The 22,391-nt window shown below is 38.6% G+C and carries 19 protein-coding genes and 1 riboswitch; of the genes, 13 read left to right on the top strand and 6 right to left on the bottom strand.

Features of this window, described 5'->3' with window-relative positions; genetic code table 11:
* Positions 1–5 precede the first annotated feature (5 nt).
* From AAJG31_RS09570 to AAJG31_RS09510, 13 genes are all read left to right on the top strand, one after another.
* On the top strand, positions 6–1,190 hold the full coding sequence (locus tag AAJG31_RS09570; RefSeq protein WP_279494032.1) for an iron-containing alcohol dehydrogenase: 1,185 nt from the start codon (positions 6–8) through the stop codon (positions 1,188–1,190).
* Positions 1,191–1,341: 151 nt separating this feature from the next.
* Positions 1,342–2,109 (top strand): 2,4-dienoyl-CoA reductase, encoded by a 768-nt coding sequence (gene fadH, locus AAJG31_RS09565; protein WP_279494033.1) that lies wholly within the window; start codon positions 1,342–1,344, stop codon positions 2,107–2,109.
* A 63-nt stretch (positions 2,110–2,172) separates the two neighbouring features.
* Positions 2,173–2,412, top strand: coding sequence for a hypothetical protein (locus AAJG31_RS09560; RefSeq protein ID WP_048391979.1), 240 nt, complete (start codon positions 2,173–2,175; stop codon positions 2,410–2,412).
* Between the two features lie 196 nt (positions 2,413–2,608).
* Positions 2,609–3,049, top strand: coding sequence for a cyclic-di-AMP-binding protein CbpB (gene cbpB / locus AAJG31_RS09555; RefSeq protein WP_004224640.1), 441 nt, complete (start codon positions 2,609–2,611; stop codon positions 3,047–3,049).
* A gap of 68 nt (positions 3,050–3,117) precedes the next feature.
* A complete protein-coding gene (locus AAJG31_RS09550; protein WP_048391978.1) occupies positions 3,118–4,005 on the top strand; it encodes a LysR family transcriptional regulator in 888 nt (295 codons plus the stop codon).
* 161 nt (positions 4,006–4,166) lie between these two features.
* Positions 4,167–6,560: a hypothetical protein gene (locus tag AAJG31_RS09545; RefSeq protein WP_112117432.1), complete on the top strand. Its 2,394-nt coding sequence runs from the start codon at positions 4,167–4,169 to the stop codon at positions 6,558–6,560.
* Positions 6,560–7,495 carry an ABC transporter ATP-binding protein gene (locus AAJG31_RS09540; RefSeq protein ID WP_004224654.1) on the top strand — a complete coding sequence of 312 codons (936 nt, stop codon included), beginning with the start codon at positions 6,560–6,562 and terminating at the stop codon, positions 7,493–7,495. Before AAJG31_RS09545 ends, AAJG31_RS09540 begins: the two co-directional genes overlap by 1 nt.
* A complete protein-coding gene (locus AAJG31_RS09535) occupies positions 7,492–8,337 on the top strand; it encodes an ABC transporter permease subunit (protein WP_103117519.1) in 846 nt (281 codons plus the stop codon). The genes AAJG31_RS09540 and AAJG31_RS09535 overlap by 4 nt, the downstream gene beginning before the upstream one ends.
* A gap of 12 nt (positions 8,338–8,349) precedes the next feature.
* Positions 8,350–9,789, top strand: a complete 1,440-nt coding sequence (locus tag AAJG31_RS09530) for a hypothetical protein (protein WP_279494036.1) — start codon at positions 8,350–8,352, stop codon at positions 9,787–9,789.
* Positions 9,790–9,800: 11 nt separating this feature from the next.
* On the top strand, positions 9,801–10,796 hold the full coding sequence (locus AAJG31_RS09525; RefSeq protein WP_048391973.1) for a MoxR family ATPase: 996 nt from the start codon (positions 9,801–9,803) through the stop codon (positions 10,794–10,796).
* Positions 10,793–11,668 (top strand): DUF58 domain-containing protein, encoded by an 876-nt coding sequence (locus tag AAJG31_RS09520; RefSeq protein WP_048391972.1) that lies wholly within the window; start codon positions 10,793–10,795, stop codon positions 11,666–11,668. The genes AAJG31_RS09525 and AAJG31_RS09520 overlap by 4 nt, the downstream gene beginning before the upstream one ends.
* A gap of 11 nt (positions 11,669–11,679) precedes the next feature.
* Positions 11,680–13,425 (top strand): BatA and WFA domain-containing protein, encoded by a 1,746-nt coding sequence (locus AAJG31_RS09515; protein ID WP_048391971.1) that lies wholly within the window; start codon positions 11,680–11,682, stop codon positions 13,423–13,425.
* Entirely contained in the window at positions 13,409–16,003 is a 2,595-nt protein-coding gene (locus AAJG31_RS09510; RefSeq protein ID WP_279494037.1) for a VWA domain-containing protein, read from the top strand. The genes AAJG31_RS09515 and AAJG31_RS09510 overlap by 17 nt, the downstream gene beginning before the upstream one ends.
* A gap of 154 nt (positions 16,004–16,157) precedes the next feature.
* On the opposite strand, the gene thiW is transcribed toward AAJG31_RS09510, so the two are convergent.
* The 6 genes from thiW to AAJG31_RS09480 all read right to left on the bottom strand — a co-directional run bounded on the left by thiW (position 16,158) and on the right by AAJG31_RS09480 (position 22,383).
* Positions 16,158–16,658 (bottom strand): energy coupling factor transporter S component ThiW, encoded by a 501-nt coding sequence (gene thiW / locus AAJG31_RS09505; RefSeq protein WP_054549817.1) that lies wholly within the window; start codon positions 16,656–16,658, stop codon positions 16,158–16,160.
* Positions 16,659–16,752: 94 nt separating this feature from the next.
* A riboswitch (TPP riboswitch) is annotated at positions 16,753–16,860 on the bottom strand.
* A 66-nt stretch (positions 16,861–16,926) separates the two neighbouring features.
* Entirely contained in the window at positions 16,927–18,123 is a 1,197-nt protein-coding gene (locus AAJG31_RS09500) for an MFS transporter (RefSeq protein WP_048391968.1), read from the bottom strand.
* 490 nt (positions 18,124–18,613) lie between these two features.
* Positions 18,614–19,687 carry an ABC transporter substrate-binding protein gene (locus AAJG31_RS09495; protein WP_054549818.1) on the bottom strand — a complete coding sequence of 358 codons (1,074 nt, stop codon included), beginning with the start codon at positions 19,685–19,687 and terminating at the stop codon, positions 18,614–18,616.
* Positions 19,684–20,481, bottom strand: coding sequence for an ABC transporter permease (locus AAJG31_RS09490; protein WP_048391966.1), 798 nt, complete (start codon positions 20,479–20,481; stop codon positions 19,684–19,686). The genes AAJG31_RS09495 and AAJG31_RS09490 overlap by 4 nt, the downstream gene beginning before the upstream one ends.
* Complete coding sequence (locus tag AAJG31_RS09485) at positions 20,478–21,287, bottom strand: ABC transporter permease (protein WP_048391965.1); 810 nt, start codon at positions 21,285–21,287, stop codon at positions 20,478–20,480. The genes AAJG31_RS09490 and AAJG31_RS09485 overlap by 4 nt, the downstream gene beginning before the upstream one ends.
* Positions 21,277–22,383, bottom strand: a complete 1,107-nt coding sequence (locus AAJG31_RS09480) for an ABC transporter ATP-binding protein (RefSeq protein ID WP_048391964.1) — start codon at positions 22,381–22,383, stop codon at positions 21,277–21,279. Before AAJG31_RS09480 ends, AAJG31_RS09485 begins: the two co-directional genes overlap by 11 nt.
* Between the last annotated feature and the right edge of the window lie 8 nt (positions 22,384–22,391).

The raw sequence follows: 22,391 nt of genomic DNA, 5'->3' as shown, positions 1-22,391 counted from the left end.
AAAATATGATTCAAACAAAAACCATCTTTACTGTTCATTCTCCAGGAACGATTGTATATGGTCGAGATTCATTTGAAGAAGTAGGAGAGTATGCGAAAAAACTAGGTTCAAAGGCATTAATTATTAGTGATCCAATTATGGACAGTTTAGGCTTTATCAAGAAATGCCATACACTGTTAAAGACCCAAGGGATAGACGTCGTTTCATATATAGGGGTGACAACTGAGCCAGATGATACGTATGTAGCAGAGGGATTGCAGCTTTTGCAGAAAGAAAACTGTGATATCATTATTTCTGTTGGTGGTGGTAGCTGTATTGATACGGCGAAGGCGATTGCAGTAGTGGCTACAAATGGCGGCTACATAGGAGATTATATGAAAATGGCAAAGGTTGCAGCTGAAGCACCAATTCCACACATTGCGATACCAACAACAGCAGGTACAGGCTCTGAAGCAACAGATGCCACTGTTATTACCAATACAAAAAGTGATGTGAAAATGATGATTAAGCAACCAGCTTTTATGCCCACTATAGCGATTGTTGATCCTATTTTAACCATTACCTCACCTCCAGCAATTACCGCAGCAACTGGAATAGATGCATTGAGCCATGCCATTGAGAGCTATTTATCGCGTTTAGCTCATCCTTATTCGAATGTGCTCGCCTTATCTGCTATGGAATTAATTGTGAATAACATCATAAGGGTTTATGAACATGGAGATGATGTTGATGCTAGGGAAGCGATGTCATTGGGTTCGATGCAGGCAGGGCTGTCATTTTCTAATGCTTCTGTTGCCCTTGTACATGGAATGTCCCGTCCGATTGGGGCACTTTTCCACGTACCGCATGGCATCTCCAATGCGATGCTTTTACCAGCTGTACTAGATTATTCAAAAGACGCTTGTATAGAACGATTGGCAGATTTAGGACAATTTTTTAATAAAACAAAAGAACGTCTATCGCAAGAGGAGCTTGCTCAGCTTGCTATTACGTCCATTAAAGATATGTGTAAGTATATGAAAATTGGCAATTTAAAGCAGTGGGGAATCGAGGAGCATGCTTATTATCAGGCTATTCCTAAAATGGCTGAGGATGCACTTGCAAGTGGGAGCCCTGGTAACAATCCGAAGATACCAACTTTAGAAGAGTTAATGGAGCTATATAAAATTGCCTATACGTATGAGTTTTAATGATATTGGAGAGCTATTCATTGAATGAATGGCTCTTTTATATTTTTTCAGAAAATAAACTCGCATTCTATAGAATTAATATGACATATTCGAGAATATATAGTAAACTTTTAGTGAATCACCATTCATTTTTAACAAAGGGGGAAATGGAATGTTGCAAGGGAAGACGATTATTATTACGGGTGGATCAAGTGGTATGGGGCTGTATATGGCAAAGCAGTTCGTAACTGAGGGAGCTAATGTTGTCATAACAGGTCGTAACGAAGAACGATTAGCAGAGGCAAAGAAATTTATAGCGGAGGCGGGTCCCTCTATTGAGACATTCCAAATGGATGTACGTGTACCTGAGCATGCTGAGGCTATGCTCGAATTTGCTATTAAAAAATTTGGTCAAGTGGATGGGCTTGTGAATAATGCAGCGGGTAACTTTATTGTACGTGCAGAGGATTTATCACCGAATGGCTGGAAGGCTGTTGTAGATATCGTATTAAATGGTACATTCTATTGCTCTTCAGCAGTAGGCAAGTATTGGATTGAGAATAAGATCAAAGGATCTATATTAAATATGGTAGCGACGTATGCTTGGAATGCAGGAGCAGGTGTGATCCATTCAGCTGCAGCAAAAGCAGGGGTACTATCATTGACGAGAACGCTAGCTGTTGAGTGGGGGAAACAGTATGGGATTCGGGTTAATGCTATTGCACCAGGTCCGATCGAGCGTACTGGTGGAGCCGATAAGCTTTGGGAATCAGAAGCAGCGGCAGCTCGTACACTAGATTCTGTTCCACTAGGCCGTATAGGAACACCAGAAGAAATTGCTGATTTAGCTACATTTATGATGTCTAATAAAGCAAGTTATATGAATGGAGAATGTGTAACTTTGGATGGTGGGCAGTGGCTCAATCAATATCCATTCTAAAAATCTTTGCATAACGAATAGCTGGGTTGACGCATACTAAGGGTAAAGAAAGGAGTTTTGCCGATGGGTATGTGGTTAATACCAGCAATTATTGCCATTGTGATCATTTCTGCTATTTCGTTTGTTTATACGTTAAAAATAGCTAAAATGACTTCTGAACGGAAATCTGAAAATGATACCCCTATTTCAGAAACAGTTGAAGAATATGCAACGATGTTGAACCCAATTGTTTGGGTCTATGCAATTTTTTTACTTTTTTTAGGGATCATGATTTTTTACTACTGGAGTAAGGCTGGCTATTAGTTAAGAACCATCTTCATTCAGTCACGAAAAACTTGACTGGATGAAGATATTCTAAGTTTTTGCTGTAAAGGCTAAAATAATTCATTGTTCATGAAAACTCTTCTCGGCCTGGTCATGGTCATACATAGAAAAGTTGTGATATGATGAAAGGGAAGGACTGTTCTACATAGTGAGGACAGAAAAGGAGAAGAAGTTCATGATTTCAACTAACAGCAAAGACTTATTAGCAATGCCAATTAGTGATTTTATCATTTCCTCTGAAAAAGTTGCGCATGTACAAAGTGGAAATAGTGCGGAACATGCACTCCTTGTACTAACACGTACAGGGTACTCGTCCATACCTGTATTAGATTTGAAATATCGACTTCAAGGTTTACTTAGCATGAAAATGATTACCGAATCGATTCTTGGACTTGAGCATATTGAATATGAAAAGCTACCTGATATTAAGGTTGACTCTATTATGGAAAAAGAGATCGCTGTATTGAAGCTGACGGATACTTTCCAGCGTGCTTTGGATTTAGTTATTAACCACGCCTTTTTATGTGTAGTGGACGAAGATGGTACATTCGCAGGGATATTAACAAGACGTGTTATTTTAAAGCAATTGAAAAAATATATTTATCAAAAAGAGTAGTAGCTTAAGAGGGAACTCAGATGAAAATCATGAGGCCCTCTTTGCTTGTATTGGAGGTTTACAGATTGATGGCAACAGAGGCAGAAATTTTAAAAATCTTAGCTGAAGAACGCAATATGCGGAAAGCAGCAGAACGTCTATTTTTATCCCAACCAGCCCTTTCACAACGATTGCAAACGATTGAGAAAGACTGGGGTGCACAATTATTTATTCGTTCACAAAAAGGTTTAACAGCAACACCTGCTGGTGAACAAGTTATTGCTTATGCAAAGGAAATGCTAGCCAAAAAGGAAGAAATATTTGAAACGATTCAATCCTTAACGACAAAGGTAAACGGGACATTGAAAATTGCTTGTGCTTCCATTGTTGGTCAGAACTGGCTACCAAAAATCTTGAAGGAGTTTGTGTCAAAATATCCAGAGGCTAAAATATCACTGATGACGGGCTGGAGTTCTGAAATTGTGAAGGCTCTTTACGAGGGCGAGGCCCATGTAGGCATTGTACGAGGCCAAGTTGACTGGAAAGGAGAAAAGATCCACCTTTTCAGAGATACTCTTTATTTAGTGGACAAAGAGGTTAAAACAATTGAAGATGTGTTAAAGACAGACCGTCCATTTATTCAATATAAGAGTGATTCCAACTATTATCAAGAAATTCAGCAATGGTGGCAGCAGCATTTTGCCTCGAATCCAAGAAAACAAATTTTAGTGGATCAAATTGAAATTTGCAAGCAAATGGCATTAAATGGTATCGGTTATGCGATCTTGCCTTCTATTACGTTAAATGACCACGATGCCATTCACAAAATCCCTCTATCAAATGATGAAAAAGAGTTTGGTCTTACACGCGATACTTGGTTAATTGGTTATGAATCCTCTTTTGAATTAAGACAAGTAGAGGCGTTTGTGGAAGTAGTGCAGGATCATGCACGGTGTTTGTTTGATTATACTAAATAGAAAATCAGGCAGCTCCAGGTTGTTTTGGAGTTGCCTTTTTGCATTGTAGAATTCTTAAGAGTTTATGAATATTAATGAAGATAACATAAGAAATGGAACAAAATGCAATATAAATCGTATAATTATGTAACCATCTATTTACATAAAAAGGGGTTGAGCTTTTGAAAAAGACAAAATGGACGGCACTGACCTTACTAGTCATGCTGGTAATGAGCTTTATCTTGCCTACAACTCAGGCAAGTGCTGCTGCTACGCTAGAGGTGAAAGCAACAGCGGGTGTTTCTGGTAAAGCGAAATATCAATCAGTAGTACCACTCCAAGTTACAGTGAAAAATAATGGAGCTGACTTCTCAGGAGATATGGCGATTAATTCATCAAATTCTTATGAGGCAGCTTCAGCACTTGTCGTTCCAATTGATATAGCAGCAGGAGAGGAAAAGACATTTACTTTCTATCTTGATGGTTTAGCTGACTATAGTTATTCGGACACCGATTTATTTGCTTTTTATGAGGGAAGCATTGAAAAAGGAAAAAAGATTGCCTATAAGGGAACTAAACGTCTGCAATCAAATTTTTTAGACCCCTCATCAACATTCATTTATACATTAACAGATAAAAGTGATCGTCTTTCTGCACTATTACGTTTATCAACATTTGTAGCTCAAAGTAATGTGGAAGTATTTAATATCAATCAATTAAAAGATTATACACTTCCAGAAGATTCGCAGGGACTTGCGATGGCCAATGTCATTGTTGTAGATGAAGTGGCTATTGCTGATTTAACACCGAAACAACAAGAAGCATTACTAAAATGGGTACAGGATGGTGGTACCTTACTTCTAGGTGCTGCTGACCAAATTAATGCTACAGCAGGGGTTTTTAAAGAGTATTTACCTTTGTCATTATCACAAGAAATGACTGCGATTTCTGCAGAAGCTTTAACTAAATTGTCAGGAGGCGGCATTTTTACACAGCCGATTTCAGTATACTCAGCTACTAGTAGTGAAGGAAGTTTACCTGTATTAACAGAAAATAATGAAGTGTTAGCAGCAAAGAAAAAAGTGGGTAGCGGGGAAGTGATTCAAACAACCTTCTCTTTAGGTGATCAACCACTTGCTTCTATGGACGGCTACGGAGCACTTTTAGCCAAAGTGATAAATATTCAAAGTATTTCACAGCAAGGAATGATGAGACAGGGACAATCTCCTCTCGATCAAATATCTTATGAACTTCGTAACATTAATGAACTATTTCCATCATTCGAAGTATCAGTGAGCTATATGCTAATTGTCATTATTCTTTATATTTTAATAATCGGGCCAATTCTTTATTTTGTCTTGAAAAAAGCGGACAAGCGTGAGCATGCATGGTGGATAATACCGTCCATCTCTGTTGTTCTTTCCATTGTTCTCTTTATTGTCGGAGCGAAGGATCGTATTGTTCAGCCACAAGTTCAACAATCTGCATTCTATAAAGTAAATGAAGACAATAGTGTAAATGGCTATTATGTAGAGTCCATTCTAACGAATCGTAGTGGGGACTTTGTGGTCAATGCTGACCAAAATACAACTGCTGTTGCATTAAGAAATTATAATAACTTCACAGGCACGATGGGACCATTACATGAATCTTCTTATATAAAAGAAAATGCTAGCGGTTCAACACTAACATTACGTGATTTAAGCTACTGGTCTGTGCAATCCTTTGGTGGAAAAACATCAGCACAAAATATCGGGAAGATGGATATAGATATAACACTGAAAAATGAAAAACTAACAGGAACAGTTAAAAATAATTTCCCGTTTGCATTAAAAGATGTCACATTAATCTCTGGTGTGAAAGAAGTAAAACTAGGTGATATTGAAGCAAATGGAACATTACAGGTAAATAAGGAACTGAAAACAACGGTTCTTCAAAAACCATCTATTTTCAATAATTATAATTATAGTTACCCATCGAAAAAGGATGAGGTAAACCCAATGCGGATTGAACGAATGAAAACTTTAGCATTGCCGCTTGTCGAAAAGGATAACCAGCCAATACTTACAGCTTGGACAGATCAAGCTGTGGTAGGTGTTGAATTAGAAACAAGTGCCAATATGTCACCGATTACGATGCTTGTTCAACCATTTAAAGGAAAAGTTGAGCTAACAGGGCCATTTACAATGAAGCGTAATAACTTCTCGTATTCAGTAGAGCCACTATCAGCAAATGGCTATTATGAAAAGATCGAGGAAGAATTGAATAAATGGTACCTATCTGAAGGTTTGTACGAAGTAACGATGACCATGCCAGATCAATTCATGGATGCCGTTGAATCACTTAATGAGCTGACAATTTCTAATAAGGATGTTTCACGTATGCAGCTATCCATTTGGAATAATGAAACGAATATATATGAGCCTTTAGTCGATACAAAGCAAGTGTTTACAGACAAGGTTTCAACATACTTTAATCAAGATGGGGAGCTTCGAATTGAAATCAAATATGGTCCCGATCCATCAGGAGAACAAACGAAGTTACCAGACATAGAGCTGAAAGGAGTGGCAAAATAATGATTGAAATTCGTGATTTAACGAAACGATACGGCTCCTTTACAGCATTAGATCATTTAAACTTATCTTTAGAAGAAGGCGTTGTATTTGGATTTGTTGGCGCAAATGGAGCAGGGAAATCAACGACATTCTCTATTTTAGCTACGCTATTGTCACCGACTTCAGGAGATGCTCTGATAAATGGCAAAAGTGTTGTGAAGGAACCAAAAGAAGTTCGAAAGCAAATTGGTTATATGCCCGATTTCTTTGGTGTTTATGATCAGTTAAAAGTAGATGAATATTTAGATTTTTATGGAGCGAGCTACGGTATCCAATTAGCAGAGCGTCAAGTGTTAATTCCACAACTATTAGAACTAGTGAATTTAACAAGTAAACGCTATGAATATGTTGATTTATTATCACGTGGTATGAAGCAACGCTTATGTTTAGCTCGTGCACTCATCCATGATCCAAAGGTACTGATTCTAGATGAACCTGCATCAGGACTAGATCCGCGTGCTCGTGTGGAAATGCGAGATATTTTACGGAATTTAAAGTCTATGGGAAAAACAATTTTAATTTCGTCGCATATTTTACCTGAACTTGCTGAGATGTGTGATGAAATCGGTGTTATTGATAATGGTAAATTAATTGCACATGGAAATGTAGCCGCGATTCAGGCCCAGCTACAAGGAGAAAAGCGTATTGTGTTGAAAGTGACAGATCAATTGGATGCAGTACGAGCGTTTTTAGAGGAAGATCCTCATATTTCATCAATTGATGTCATTGAAAATCGTTTAGAAATAGCCTTTAACTATCGAGGAACAGATGCTGAGCAGGTGGCATTGCTAAAAAAAGCTATGCTTACAGATTTACCAATCTATGCATTAAGTGAAGAAGAGAAGGATTTAGAGGATGTCTTTATGGCGATTACGAAGGGAGCGGACAATCAATGATGGAAAGATTTTATAATCCAGTACTTGTTAAAGAATTGAAGTTACGCTTCCGTTCTTTTAAAAGCTTTTCAGGTTTAATGTTTTATTTAGCTGTACTGTGTATTTTCATTGCAGGGTTTTTATTGCTTACAACTGAATTTACTGGCAGAGGCTTCTTTAGACCAGAGACAAGCTTTATGATGTTTGCTGTGCTAACCATCTTGCAAATGGCATTAGTTCTTTTCATTACACCAAGTTTGACTGCTGGTGCTATCAGTAGTGAGCGCGAAAAGCAAACATTAAATATTTTATTAACAACGACACAAAGTTCTACACAAATTGTTATTGGAAAATTACTATCCTCCGTAGCATTTCTAGTATTGATGCTGGTAGCGGGATTACCACTATACAGTCTAGTGTTTCTATTCGGTGGAGTGTCGCCTTCACAGCTTATTTCTATATTTTTATTTTATTTAGTCACTGTAGTAGCAATAGGTAGTATAGGCGTGATGTTTTCTACGATTACTAAGAGGACTATTGTTGCCATGATTGCCACATACGGCTCAATCATTTTTTTAGGAGGTATTACAGCATTCTTCTTCTTTTTAACAATGGCCTTTCATCAAATGGGCAATGCCATTGGAACAGGTGCCTCCTTTATGACCTATTTCTGGGCATCTATTAATCCAGGTGCCTTGATGCTGACACTTATTTCTCCAGAGATGGGGGATGCATTAGCAGAGCTGTCGGGTGTAGAACTACCAGTATGGATTACTTATTTAATTGCTTATGTATTCATCATTGTGCTTTGTTTAACGATTGCGATTAAAAAATTGCGTGCCAACATGAAAAGTAACCGATGAGGAGGAATTGGTATGGAGCGTCGTAAGCAATTACGAAAATATATTCAGCGTGCAAAATCGAGATTAACTCTTGAAAGAAGCATTCCCATTGCACAATACGGTTTGTTTTTGGCATTGCTTTCGAGTGCTTCTCTCGTACTTATTTCCCGACTATTTGTCTGGCCATATTATCGCCAAATAGCATTAGGAGCCTTTATTACCGTTATTATTGCAACCATTGCTTATATTTGGTGGAAACGGGTCAAAGAGAAAGAGGCATTGCACAAACTGGATCATTATTTCTCACATAATGAATTAGTGACAGCTTTATCATTTAAAGATGATCAGGATCCTCTTGTTCAATCATTATTATCGAAAGCTATCCAAAATGCTGAAAAAGCTTTCGCAGACTTTAAGGCTCGAAGGAAAAATCTATTTCGTCCAAAGGCGTTTATCGGATTATTTATTACAACAGTTGTACTAGCCATTCTTTATATGTTCCCAGCAGCTACGCAAATTGAAGCAATAGAGGTTGAAAAGGAGCAAGCAGTTATCGAAGATATGAAGAAGGAAGTTGCTGAATTAGAGAAGAAGGCGGAAACAAAAGAAGTAAAGGAGCAATTGCAAGAACTTCAAAATACTTTAAAAGAGGCTGAAACAGCAGAAGAAGCTTTACGAGAAGTTGTCAAAAAGCAAAAGGAGCTAGCATTAAAGGAGCAGCAATTAAAGGATAAACAAACGGCTAGTCAAGATGGCACAACAGAAGGCCAAGGATTATCGAAGGAAGAGGTTGAGCAGCTAAAAGAGCTTGCCCAAATGCAGCAAGGGCTCACAGAAAATGCAAATGCCACACAAACTGCTATGAGTAAACTTGGTAAACCAGCAAGTAACTCCTTACAAAATGCAATTGCGAGTGCCAATAATGCCAGCAGCCACAATCAAAACAGTCAACAGTCATCTGGTAATTCCCAACCTAGTAATCAACAAAGCCAGGCTAGTCAAAATAATGCTCAAAGTGGTTCTCAACAGCAAAATGGTAGTAGCCAGAGCAATGGTCAAGGACAGGGCCAAGGACAGGGACAAGGCCAAGGACAGGGCCAAGGTCAGGGACAAGGCCAAGGACAGGGACAAGGCCAAGGACAGGGCCAAGGCCAAGGACAGGGCCAAGGTCAAGGTCAGGGACAAGGTGGTCAAGGAGCAGGAAGTGGCCAAGGCGGTCGGAATTTGCTAACGACACCGAATCGAATAGGTGGGGCAAGTGAGACATCAGTAGATGGTGGCGCATTAGGAGATGGTTCCCATGTATCTGAGCAACAAGGAAATGGTCCGATAACAAAAGGTTCTATTCGACCTTATGAAGAAGTAATTGGCTCTTATAAAGACAGCTATTTAGAGAGTTCAGAGCGCTTACAATTACCGAAGGATTTACAAAATGTCGTGCAATCTTATTTCACGTCAATTGAGTCGCAGTAGGAGGAAAAGAAATGGCCTTTACAGAGCAACAGTATGTAGATATGAGTACGAAATTACAACAAGTTAAAGAAGAAATCCATCGCTTCATTGTTGGACAGGAAGAAGCAATTGATTATACCCTGTATGCAGTATTAGCGGATGGTCATGCATTGTTAGAAGGTTTACCTGGTTTAGGAAAAACGATGTTAATTCGTACCATTTCAGAGGTACTGGATCTGTCGTTTTCACGTATTCAATTTACACCAGATCTTATGCCAGCAGATATAACAGGTACGAGCATGATTGAACGTACACCCGATGGGAAGCAGCAATTTACCTTTCAACCTGGGCCAATCTTTAGTCAAATGGTATTGGCTGATGAGATAAATCGCGCAACACCCAAAACCCAAAGTGCCTTGTTGGAAGCAATGGGAGAAAAAACGGTAACCATATTAGGGGATACAAAAAAAATGGCGAGACCATTTTTCGTGCTGGCAACTCAAAACCCTATTGAAATGGAAGGAACATACCCATTACCAGAAGCACAGATGGACCGTTTCCTTTGTAAAATTCTTGTACCCTATCCAGAAAAAAGCGAACTTATGGAAATTATGAAGCGAACGACAGGTGCCCAGGAAATTGGTTTACAGAAACAGATGGATACGGATGCTCTCATTCAAGCTCAGCAAATGGTAAAGGAAGTGATGGTTGCTGATGAAATGCTAGAGTATGCAACTGATCTAGTAGTGGCTACGCATCCTGAGAGAACAGATGCGCTTGATGAGGTTAAACAATATGCAATGTATGGCAGTGGTCCACGTGGTTTGCAGAGCTTAATCAAATTGGCAAAGGCAAGAGCTTTAATGAATGGTCGTTTTCATGTTTCTGTAGCGGATATTAAATCTGTTGCTAAGCCTGTTTTACGTCATCGCATGCTGTTGAATTATGAAGGGGAGGCTTCAGGAAAAACAGCAGACGATGTGATTGATGTTATTTTAGAAAAAGTTCAGCAAGGTATTAGCAAGTGACAGCAAAATACTTATTGCCCGAAGACTGGTTAGCGAAAATCAGTCGCTTTCAAGTAGCGACGGCCTCCAAACTACGCGGGCAACATAAGGGCTCGCACCGTTCTCAACGCTTCGGGGCATCCCTTGATTTCTCGGATTTTCGAGAATACCATTTAGGAGATGATGTACGCCAAGTGGATTGGAACGTCTTTGCTCGTACAGATAAATACTTTATTAAAAGGTTTTTAGATGAGCAAGAGATGCGTGTACATATTCTACTAGATGCTACCAAATCAATGGGGCAACATGCTAAGTGGTTATTTGCTCGTCAAATTGTGGCCTCCCTCGGTCTGATGGTATTAGGTCGAGATGATCGTCTATCCTTTTCTTTTGTCCAAGATGAAGTGAAGCCACCATTTCGACGGAAGGGTACCATGTATCGCCGAGCTTTTTTACAGCTAGTAACAGATATAGAGGAAGCTAATTACTCTAATCGTTTTGCCAAGGATGCACTTAAAGCTTTACCTAAAGATAGTACCGTATTATTCATTGTTACAGATGGATTAGAGCCAATTGAGGAATGGGAACAGCTATTAAAAAGGATACCACGCTATGCTGGAGATGTTCGCATTTTGCAAATTGTAACGCAAGAAGAACTGTCACCAAATTATTCGGGTGATGTACGTCTCCTTGATCGTGAAACAGGTAATGATGTGAATGTGACGATGTCCTCTAAAGTATTAGAGTCCTACCATGCAAGACGCATACTACATGAAGAAGAATTTGAAGCCATTTGCCGTCGCTTTGGTGTTCGAAAATTACAATTGAAAGTGGAAGATGGATTGCAACATGCGATTTTCCAGCAATTATTAAAAGCACATTGGATTAGGTGAGGTGAGCCGTATTGGGCTTTAGTCAAATTATATTTAGCTGGACGGCCATCATCCCGGTCATTGTCCTACTTTATTATTTCTTTCGAAAAAAATATACAGATCAAACAGTTTCTTCGACGCTTTTTTGGTCGGAGATTATGCAGGAAACGCGAGTATCGCCTTATTTAAAGCATTTACAAAAAAATGCCCTACTATATTTACAGCTTCTTGCTTTACTGCTACTTGTTTTGGCATTGATGAATCCTTATATAAAAAAATCAACCATTGTTGGTGCACAAACCATATTTATTGTAGATACTTCAGCCACAATGCTGGCAGGTAAAGAGCAATCAACCTTTGACGCTCATAAACAGGAAATGCTGAACTTGATGAATGAATTGAATGGTCGACCTGTCACATTAATTACAACTGGTGCTGCACCAAAAGCTGTTTTACAGCAAGAAACAAACACGAGTGAAATAAAAAAAGCTATTCAAGATTTACAAGTAACCTATGAAACTGCTGAAATGAATAAGGCGCTGGATGTAGCACAGGCATTTGTGGGCGACACACCGACTTCTATCTATGTTTTTACAGATACACTTGATAAAAAGCAATTACCGATGGACAAGGATTCTGTGAAATGGCTAGTAAGAGGTGCTACAAAAGACTTAACAAATATCGCTATCACCCGCTTTGCTGCTACGACAGATGGGCAAGCTACGCTGGCACTTGTACAACTCCATAATGATACAAATACCGAGCAAAAGGTAACGCTCGCATTGAATAATGCAGAGGGTGAGGAGCTGGTAGCAGAAAGTGTCGTTGTGCCTCCAAATGAAGCCATTACGAAAACATTTAAAGATTTGCCTTTAGCAAAATCCATGACAGCTATTATTGATGCAAAAGATGATTATGACATAGACAATCAACAAACAGTTTTACTACAAACGACTACGTCAAAAATTATTGTTGATCAAGGCTTGCATCAACTGATACAAAAAGGTTTTCAAACAGTTAGTAGTGGCGTAAAAATCGTCCCTTCCTTGCAAGTCGCTGACAATCAAGATGCTACCATAATCACAAACCAATCAGCGTTATTGGAAAAGATGGACAATCCCCTCGTATTATTTGGTCGTGATGATGCAGAAAAAGTAGATGCGAATGGGACGGTAAGCACTAGCAGTGATGCATTATTTGCCTTTAGTGAACTAAAGGATGTTTATGTTAGTGCTGTTTATCCTGGTTTTGCGGACTATGAAACGATTGCTTCTGTTGGAGAAGAGCCGTTCATCCAACGCTCCCCAAAAGGAGATATCGTTGTTTTAGCCGATATTGCTGATACAGATTGGCCTTTACATCCATCATTCCCACTATTTCTATGGAGTACAGAGCAGCAGCTAACAGAATCAGTTGGGTCACTTGGGATTTTTTCACCCAATGAACAACGTGCAGTTGCTTTAGCGCAAGGAGACTGGAATGTTTATTCGCAAGAAGACGAGTTTCTTTCGTCTGTTACGAAGGGGATGCTAACTGCGCCCAAACAGCCAGGCATTTATATGGTACGCTCAAATAATGAGGAAAAACAATTGATTGTACAATTGCAAGCACAAGAACGTGTCATTGAACAAGGAACAAGTTTTACATTAGGTGATATTTCAGACAATGGAAAGGAAGAAGTGTCGATGACCTCTTTCGTGCCTTGGCTAATTGTAATTATTTTACTATTGCTTGTTTCAGAGTGGGAGGTGCAACGACGTCGTGGATTTACGAATTGATATGCCGTTAGTATTGTTGTTACTCCTTCCATTATTCTTGTATTTTGGATGGACATACTTTCATGAGCGACAGCGACTTAAAAGAAGTCATATTGTTGTACTTACTATTCGCATAGTGGCAGCAGGCTGTTTAGTTTTTGCACTCGCAGGTCCATATCTATTATTACCAATCAAAGAAGAACAAATTATTTATTTAGTAGACCGTTCTGCTTCTATGAATGGTACGGAAGATGAGATGGTTCAGTTTATACAGGAGAGCCTCCAATCAAAAAAAGAACCGCAGCTTGCGGGCATTTATTCATTTTCCTCTACTTTACAAACAGAAGCCATTTTATCTAAAACATTAAAGGAAGTACCGAAACTAACTGAAATTAAAGCTACCGATCAAACAAATATAGAACAAAGTCTACAGCTTGCTTCAGGGATTATAGATCCTAAAAAAGCAACTCGTCTTGTGCTATTAACAGATGGTAATGAGACAAAGGGCGATGCTTTAGAATTTGCTACGAAGTTGAAAGGCTCTAATATTAGTGTGGATATTAAGCCTTTTAGTCAACCAGTTGTCAATGATGTATCACTAAAAAGCTTTGTATCCCCTCAAGTTGCTTACGTTGGAGAGCAACAACAATTAGTGACTGACATACTTGCAACATCAGCAGGCCAAGGCGAGCTATTACTATATGAAAATGATGAGCTTATTCATCGAGAGGCAGTTGAGCTGACTGAAGGCACGAATGTGTTTACCTATAAACATGCAGCAACAGCTGAAGGACTTGTAAAATATGAAGCCGTTGTTCAAGTTGGTCAGGATGCCATTTTTGAAAACAATAAGTTAACTAGTGTCACAATGGTTCAAAGTGAACCACATTTATTAATCGTTAATGGTTATGAAACAGCTTCACCCATCGCAGCAGCACTTGGTAGTCAATCCATTGCCTATGATGTTGTAGCACCTAAAAGTTTACCAAATGAACTATCCAGCTATTTGCAATATAATGCTATCATCTTCGACAATGTACCAGGTCATTTAGTGGGTGAAGCAAAAATGAGTGTTATTGAGCAAGCAGTCAAAAACTTTGGAGTTGGTTTTACAATGGTGGGTGGAGAAAATAGTTTTGGTCTAGGTGGCTATTTTAAAACACCGATTGAAACCTTATTGCCAGTGGAAATGGAAATTAAGGGCAAAGAGCAATTACCTTCCTTAGGATTAGTGATTGTACTTGACCGTTCTGGCAGTATGCAAGGCTCGAAGCTTGAGCTTGCTAAGGAAGCAGCGGCACGTTCTGTTGAGATGTTGCGAGACGAGGATACATTAGGATTCATCGCCTTTGATGATCGTCCTTGGGAGATTATAGAGACAGGGCCTCTTAACAGTAAAGAAGAGGCTGTGGATACTATTTTATCAGTAACACCTGGTGGGGGAACAGAAATCTATAGTTCATTAGCTAAAGCCTACGAGAACCTTGCTGATTTAAAGCTCCAACGTAAGCATATTATCCTCTTAACAGATGGGCAGTCACAGGCAGGGAACTATGAGGATTTAATTGGTGAAGGGAAAGAAGAGGGTATAACCTTATCGACAGTAGCGATTGGACAAGATGCCGATGCGAACTTATTAGAAGCGCTTAGTGACATGGGCAGTGGACGTTTCTATGATGTGATAGATGAGCAAACCATTCCTTCTATTTTATCTCGAGAAACAGCTATGATTTCCCGCACCTATATTGAGGACAATCCATTCTATCCGGCAATTTATAATGCAGCAGGATGGAACTCACTGTTTGCTAATGGTGTCCCACAAATGAATGCATATATTGGGACAACGGCAAAACAGGGGGCTACTGTTGTAGCAAAAAGCGAGAAAGAAGATCCTGTGTTAGCGCAGTGGCAATATGGTCTTGGTAAAACATTTGCCTTTACATCTGATTCAACGGGTAAATGGACAGGAGATTGGGCAAGATGGCAGAATTGGGGAGCATTTTGGCAAACACTTATTTCTCAAATGCTACCAAGCTACAATGATGTAGCCTATGATGTAAGATTGGAAGCAGATGGTTCCTTTATGATTACAGACCCTACAAATGAAGCCGCATTTTTAGATATTGTAGCGGTAAATGAAGCAGGGGAGGAGCTAGAAACACAACTTGAAACCATTTCCGCATCTCAAGTTCGAGCTGTAGTACAAGCTGAACCTGGATTAATTTTCTTCCGTATAGCAGATGAAAAGCAGGCCATTTATCAGGCAGGGCTAAGTGTTCCTTATAGTGCTGAATACGAACTACTCCCTGTAAATAACCAACTGATAGAAGAGTTAACTCAACGAACAGGAGGCACTGTTTTAAAGGAACCACAAGATGTCTTCCGTGACTTTACGACAAAAGGAGCAGATCGGCAAAATATTGCCACATGGCTACTCTTAGCAAGTATGCTTCTTTTCTTTATTGATATTACGATAAGACGTTTTGGTTGGAATTTCCTAACGAATGCGAAGAAAAAAGAGCCGCTGGTTGAGGAAAAAACTATACCAGAAGACACGAATGTAGCACAGTTGTTAAAAGGCATGAAAAAACGATCTTAAAATAGAGGAAGCAGTGCAAATTCGAATAGTTTTGCACTGCTTTTTATATTCCTTGAAATAGAGAGTTATCCCCTTTGTAAAGAGGGTAAATGAGAAGAAAAGCGATCCAAATTGGACTACCCCAGCTCAATGAATGCTCATAATTCAATCTCTCTCAATAAAGAGAAGAATTAAACCTCTTTACTAGCTCTGTTTTACGCAAGCTACTTGCAACCATTACACCTAAAATAGCACCGATCGTACTTGATGTTAAAAAGGCTGGTAGGAAGAAGAATGCTGCTACAGATGTTCCCATGAATAATTTTGCATAAGGGACGGCAATAAGTGAAGCCAGAATGCCCGTTCCGATAACTTCTCCGATACCAGCTAACCACATTTTATTGCTATATTTATAGGCAAGGGCAGCACAGAACGCACCGATGATACTACCAGGGATAGCTAGTAGAGAGCCTGTTCCAGTAAGGATACGAATGATGGCAGTGACAAAGGCAACTATAACTGTTGGTACGGGTCCAAGTATAATGGCTCCTATCACATTAATAGCATGCTGAACTGGGTAAGCACGTGCGATTCCTGTTGGGATGGATACGAAAGTAGAGCCTGCAACAGCAACGGCTACTAATAAAGCCATGACTGTTAATTTACGAATTGACATAAAGTTCACTCCTTTTGGTAAAGTTCGTGAGGAAAAATAAAAAGGCCACCCCCTTTAAACAATAGGAAGCGGCCTTGCGTGTATATAGTGACAACAGCAAGTAGCGCCACTTCCCTCCGCTAGTGTGAACTAGATCAGGTTCAAAGGGTCCGTATATTACCATATACGTCTCAGCCTTTAAAAGACTCCCCTAGTGGTTAAAATCATTCAATTTTGTGAATCAACAATAATGTAACATACTGCTAAAAATAGTCAATGATTTTTCAGACTATTTTGTATCGGGATGCATTAAATGAGGTGCTTTTTTCACTGTCCAGATGAGCGCAAGGAAGAAACAGGCTAATAATATGATAGAACCGAAAATATATGGGCTATTCATATTCCAGTCAAATAATAAACCTGCCAAAGCGGGTCCAATCATATTTCCGAGGCTCATATAGGCATTATTCAAGCCCGCAGCAAATCCCTGCTCTTTCTCTGCAAGCTTTGAGATGAGTGTATTAACAGCTGGACGAATTAATGTCGTTGCTGTAGAGAAAATTGTTGCTACAACTAAAATAAGGGCAAAGCCAGAAACAAATAATATTAAGAAAATAGCAACGGATGCAATAAATAAATTTACTAGTACTACTTTCATTTCACCATAACGATTGAACAGTGGTGTAATAATAAACATTTGTACTACTACTCCAAAAGCACCACCAACAACTAATATAATCGCTATATCTACAGGTGTGTAATTAAACTTTTCTGTCACAAATAATGACAATGTCGTTTGGAAATTTGCAATTCCAAACGAGAACACCAGCATAATTATGAGCATAACAAAATAAGGCATATGTATGGAACGAGCCATTTGCTTCGCCAGATTGTCTTGCTTTTGTTTCTGTTGAGCAGTGTTTGGTTTGGTAGAAGGTAATAAAAAGTAAGATAAAATAGATGCTACAATGGCTGCAGCTCCAGCTGTGAAAAATGGGAAATGTAAGCTTACCTTTGCTAAAAAGCCACCAATACCTGGTCCAATCATAAAGCCAAGAGACATAGCGGCACCCAACATCCCCATACCTTTCCCACGTTCTTCATAGGTTGTGACGTCAGCGACAAAAGCCATAATAGGAGGTGCAACAAATGCGGAACCTAGACCACCTAAAAATCGTGCTAAAAAGAGCATCCATACATCTGTAGCAAGGCCAAATCCGATTTGTGCAAGACCTGTTACGATAAGACCGAAAATAATTAAATTTTTTCGTCCGTACTGATCTGAAAGATTCCCAGCAATAGGAGAAAATACGAATTGAGCTAAGGCGAACGTTGCGATTAGCATACCTAGAACTTGTCCTGCTGCACCAAATATTTTTAAATACTCTGGCATGACAGGAATAATAATGCCAATACTCCCCATTGCGATAAACATATTAAACATTAAAATATACAAAGCCGCCTTATTGGACTTCTGCTGGGTCATCGAATGAACCCCCTTTTTGTAATCAAATATAGTACAGTCTATCATAAAGAATTATTGCTTGGCTAATAGTTAAGATTATAGTACTGGTTCTATATTTAGAATGGTTTTCCACAAAAGTTTTTATCCACGCACCTATGCATGATGAAATAATACATTTTAGTCATAAAAGTTGAGGGAAAAGAAGCTATGGGAGGATAAATTAGTAAAGCAACAACAATTGAGGGACTTCTCTTATAAAGGGAGAATTAAAAATTTGGAGAGTCTGTCTGTAATGGTATAAAGCATGGCTATAAATTGTAGCGATGTTGAGCGTTAGAAGTTATGGACTATCAAAAATACACTAATGTGAGAATCTATTAAAATTTAGATAAAATATTTTATAAATATAATAATGCAAATAGTGATTGAAAATGTTCTTAGTTTAATAAACAGTTAGATAAGCAAAGTAAAAAACTAGCGAATTGGTGTGAAAACCAATTCGCTAGTTTAATTATCTGATACTCATTTTAAATTCTAAAAATAATTCGTTGTATTTCCCTAAATAATCAGGTCCTAAATTTTTGTAGACCTCTAATGTATCGCGTTGTTCTTCAGAAGGATAGTAGCGTTCGTCAGAAACAACTTCTTCGTCCATTAAGTCCATAGCGGCAATATTAGGAGTAGAATAGCCTACAAAATCAGCATTTTGAGCACCTGATTCAGCACTTAGCATGAAGTTAATAAAGGCGTGGGCACCATCAATATTTTTTGATGTTTTTGGGATGACCATATTATCAAACCATAAGTTTGAGCCTTCCTCAGGTACAGCAAAGTCTAACTCTTCATTTTCATACATCATATCAGCTGCTTGGCCAGACCATGTAAGGGCAACAGTTGCCTCATTATTGATCATTAACGGTGTGATTTCATCTCCAATGATCGCTTTAACATTTGGTGCAAGTGTAATTAATTTGTCAGTAGCTTCACGAAGTTCCTGATCATCTAGTGAATTCAGAGAATAGCCAAGACTGTTTAAGCCCATCCCAATGACTTCACGCGCACCATCTACTAAAAAGACTTTTCGCTTTAAAGAAGGGTCCCATAAATCGTCCCAAGAGGAGAAGTCTAAGTCTCCAACAAGGCTCGGATTGTAGACAATACCTACTGTTCCCCAAAAATAAGGGACAGAATATTTATTGTTAGCATCGAATGGTAAATCTAAAAAGTAAGGATCAATATTTTTTAAATTAGGGATTTTCGTTTTATCTAAAGGAATTAATAATTTTTCTTCCTTCATCTTCTCAATCATATATTCAGAAGGGACAGCAATATCGTAAGCTGTTCCGCCTTGCTGAATCTTTGTCATCATAGCTTCATTGGAATCGAATGTTTCATAGATGACATGAATGCCTGTTTCTTTTTCAAATTCTTTTAACAAATCAGGATCAATATATTCTCCCCAGTTAAAGATGGTTAACGTGTCTTTTCCACTTTTACCGCCTCCCGCACTTAAGGCATCAGCCGCATAGAATAAAAGGGCTGAAACGACAAGGATGGCGATGGTAGCTTGAATTAGTGACTTCATCGATGCCCCTCCATTCTTTTACTCGTACGACTTGTCATGAAATAATAACCAACAACAACTAAAACCGTAACAAAGAATACTAATCCAGAAATTGCATTCACCGTTAGAGAAATTCCTGCGCGGGCCATTGAATAAATTTCTACGGATAAAGTACTAAAGCCATTACCTGTTACAAAGAATGTCACGGCAAAATCATCTAATGAATACGTAAGGGCAAGGAAGAAGCCTGCAAAAATACCTGGCTGAATATAAGGAAGAATGACACGCATCATAACGTCCTTTTTCGTTGCCCCTAAATCTAATGCTGCATCGATTAATGAGTTATTCATTTCTAGTAGCTTTGGTAAAACCATTAATACAACAATCGGTACACTAAATGCAACATGGGCTAGTAAAACAGATGCAAAGCCCAGTTTAATGCCTACCATTGTAAATAAAATTAAGAAGCTAGCCCCGATAATTACGTCTGGGCTGACGATTAAGACATTGTTTAAGGATAATAAAGTATTACGCATTTTAGAATCCTTAACCGTCACAATTCCAATTGCTCCTAGCGTACCAATAATAGTAGAAATGAGAGCAGAAAGTAATGCCACGATGACCGTATTTATTAATATAACAAGAAGACGTGAATCTTCAAAAACAGCTTGATAATGCTCCAAAGTAAAGGATTCAAAATTATTCATGGAGCCGCCACTATTAAACGAGTAAAAGATTAAATAGAAAATTGGAGCATAGAGAACGATAAAAACAATTGTTAAATAGACTTTGGCTGAAGCAGATAGTTTGTTCATCGTACGCGACCTCCTTTATCCTTTTGTCCCGTAATTAGCATGATAATCACCATGAATAAAATTAAGAATACAGCAATAGTGGAACCCATACCCCAGTTTTGCGTCACAAGGAATTGCTGTTCAATCGCTGTGCCTAGAGTAATGACACGGTTCCCTGCAATTAAGCGAGTAATCATGAACAGGGATAGGGCAGGGATAAAGACAACTTGAATACCAGATTTAACGCCATCCATTGTCAATGGTAAAACAACACGACGGAAGGTTGTAAAAGCCGAAGCACCCAAATCCCGTGCTGCATAAATGAGCGTTGGGTTTAAACGATCTAAAGAATTGAAGATCGGTAAAATCATAAATGGAATAAAAATATAGACCGACACAAAGACAAAGCTAATATCGGTAAAGAGCATTTGCTTTGGATCGAAGCCAAATACTTCGATAAATGCATTAATAGGCCCGTATAACCCAAAGATGCCGATAAAGGCATATGTTTTTAACAAAAGATTAATCCATGAAGGAATAATAATAAGTAGAAGCCAAAGTTGTTTATGCTTAGTCTTCGTTAAAAAATAAGCAGTTGGGTATGAAATTAATAGTGTAAAGAATGTAATTAAAAATGCATACCAAAACGAGCTCAAAGTCATCTTTAAGTAAACAGAAGAAAAGAACGCTTTATAGTTATCGAGCGTAAAGTTGCCATGTAAATCAAGCAGGGAATAATAGACAACGAGTGCAATTGGCGCGATAACGAAAAAGGCAATCCATAACACATATGGAAATAACGCTGATTTTGATGTTTTAGTTTGCATCTTCATCGTCTCCATACGATTCTAATCGTTTATCAAACTCTTCCTCTGTTTCGTTTAAGCGCATTACGTGAATCGCCTCAGGATCAAAGTCTAAGCCAATCTCAGTCCCTACTTCTGCTTTCTTCAATGAATGGACTAGCCACTCATTACCATCTTTATCGTATGTGGATAATTCATAATGTACCCCTCGGAATAATTGTGTATCCACTTTTACCACAAGTTTGCCTTTATCGATCGTTGTCATTTCTAAATCTTCTGGTCGAATGACAATGTCTATTTTTTCATTTGGCTTCATCCCTTGGTCGACACATTCAAAAACTTTGCCAGCAAATTCAACCTTGAAATCCTCAATCATCACGCCGGGTACAATATTGGATTCACCAATAAAGTCAGCAACAAAGCGGTTAATCGGTTCATCATAAATATCCACTGGTGTACCTGACTGCTGAATTTGTCCTTCACTTAAGACAAAAATTTCATCACTCATGGCAAGTGCTTCTTCTTGATCATGTGTAACAAAGACAAATGTTTTACCAAGACGTTGCTGTAATTCACGTAGCTCATATTGCATTTCTGTACGTAGCTTTAAGTCTAAAGCTGAAAGTGGCTCATCCAGTAAAATTACTTCAGGGTCATTGACAATGGCACGTGCAATCGCGACTCGTTGTCGTTGTCCACCAGACATTTCAGATATTTCGCGGTTACCATAGCCTGCCAAATTGACAAACTTTAAGGCTTCAGCTACACGCTCTTTTATGTCCTTTTCAGGAAGCTTTTTAATACGTAGGCCAAATGCGACATTTTCAAACACATTTAAATGAGGGAACAGCGCATAATCCTGAAAAACAGTATTAACTTGACGTTCATTGGCAGGAACTGCATTAATCTTTTTATCATGGAAAAATATATTTCCTGTTGTAGGTTCCGTAAATCCTGCAATAATTCGTAAAATGGTTGTTTTACCACAACCTGATGGACCAAGCAGTGTATAAAATTTCCCTTTTTCAAGCTCCAAATTGATATTTTTTAAAACGACGGTACCGTCGCTATATGACTTTGAAACATTTTCAAAGCGGATAATTGAATTGGTTGTCATGGATGCGC

The sequence above is a fragment of the Lysinibacillus sp. BS3 genome (assembly GCF_039614735.1).
Lineage (GTDB): Bacteria > Bacillota > Bacilli > Bacillales_A > Planococcaceae > Lysinibacillus > Lysinibacillus capsici.
Note: the sequence above shows the minus strand (reverse complement) of the source record. Positions and strands in the feature narration are given on the sequence as shown.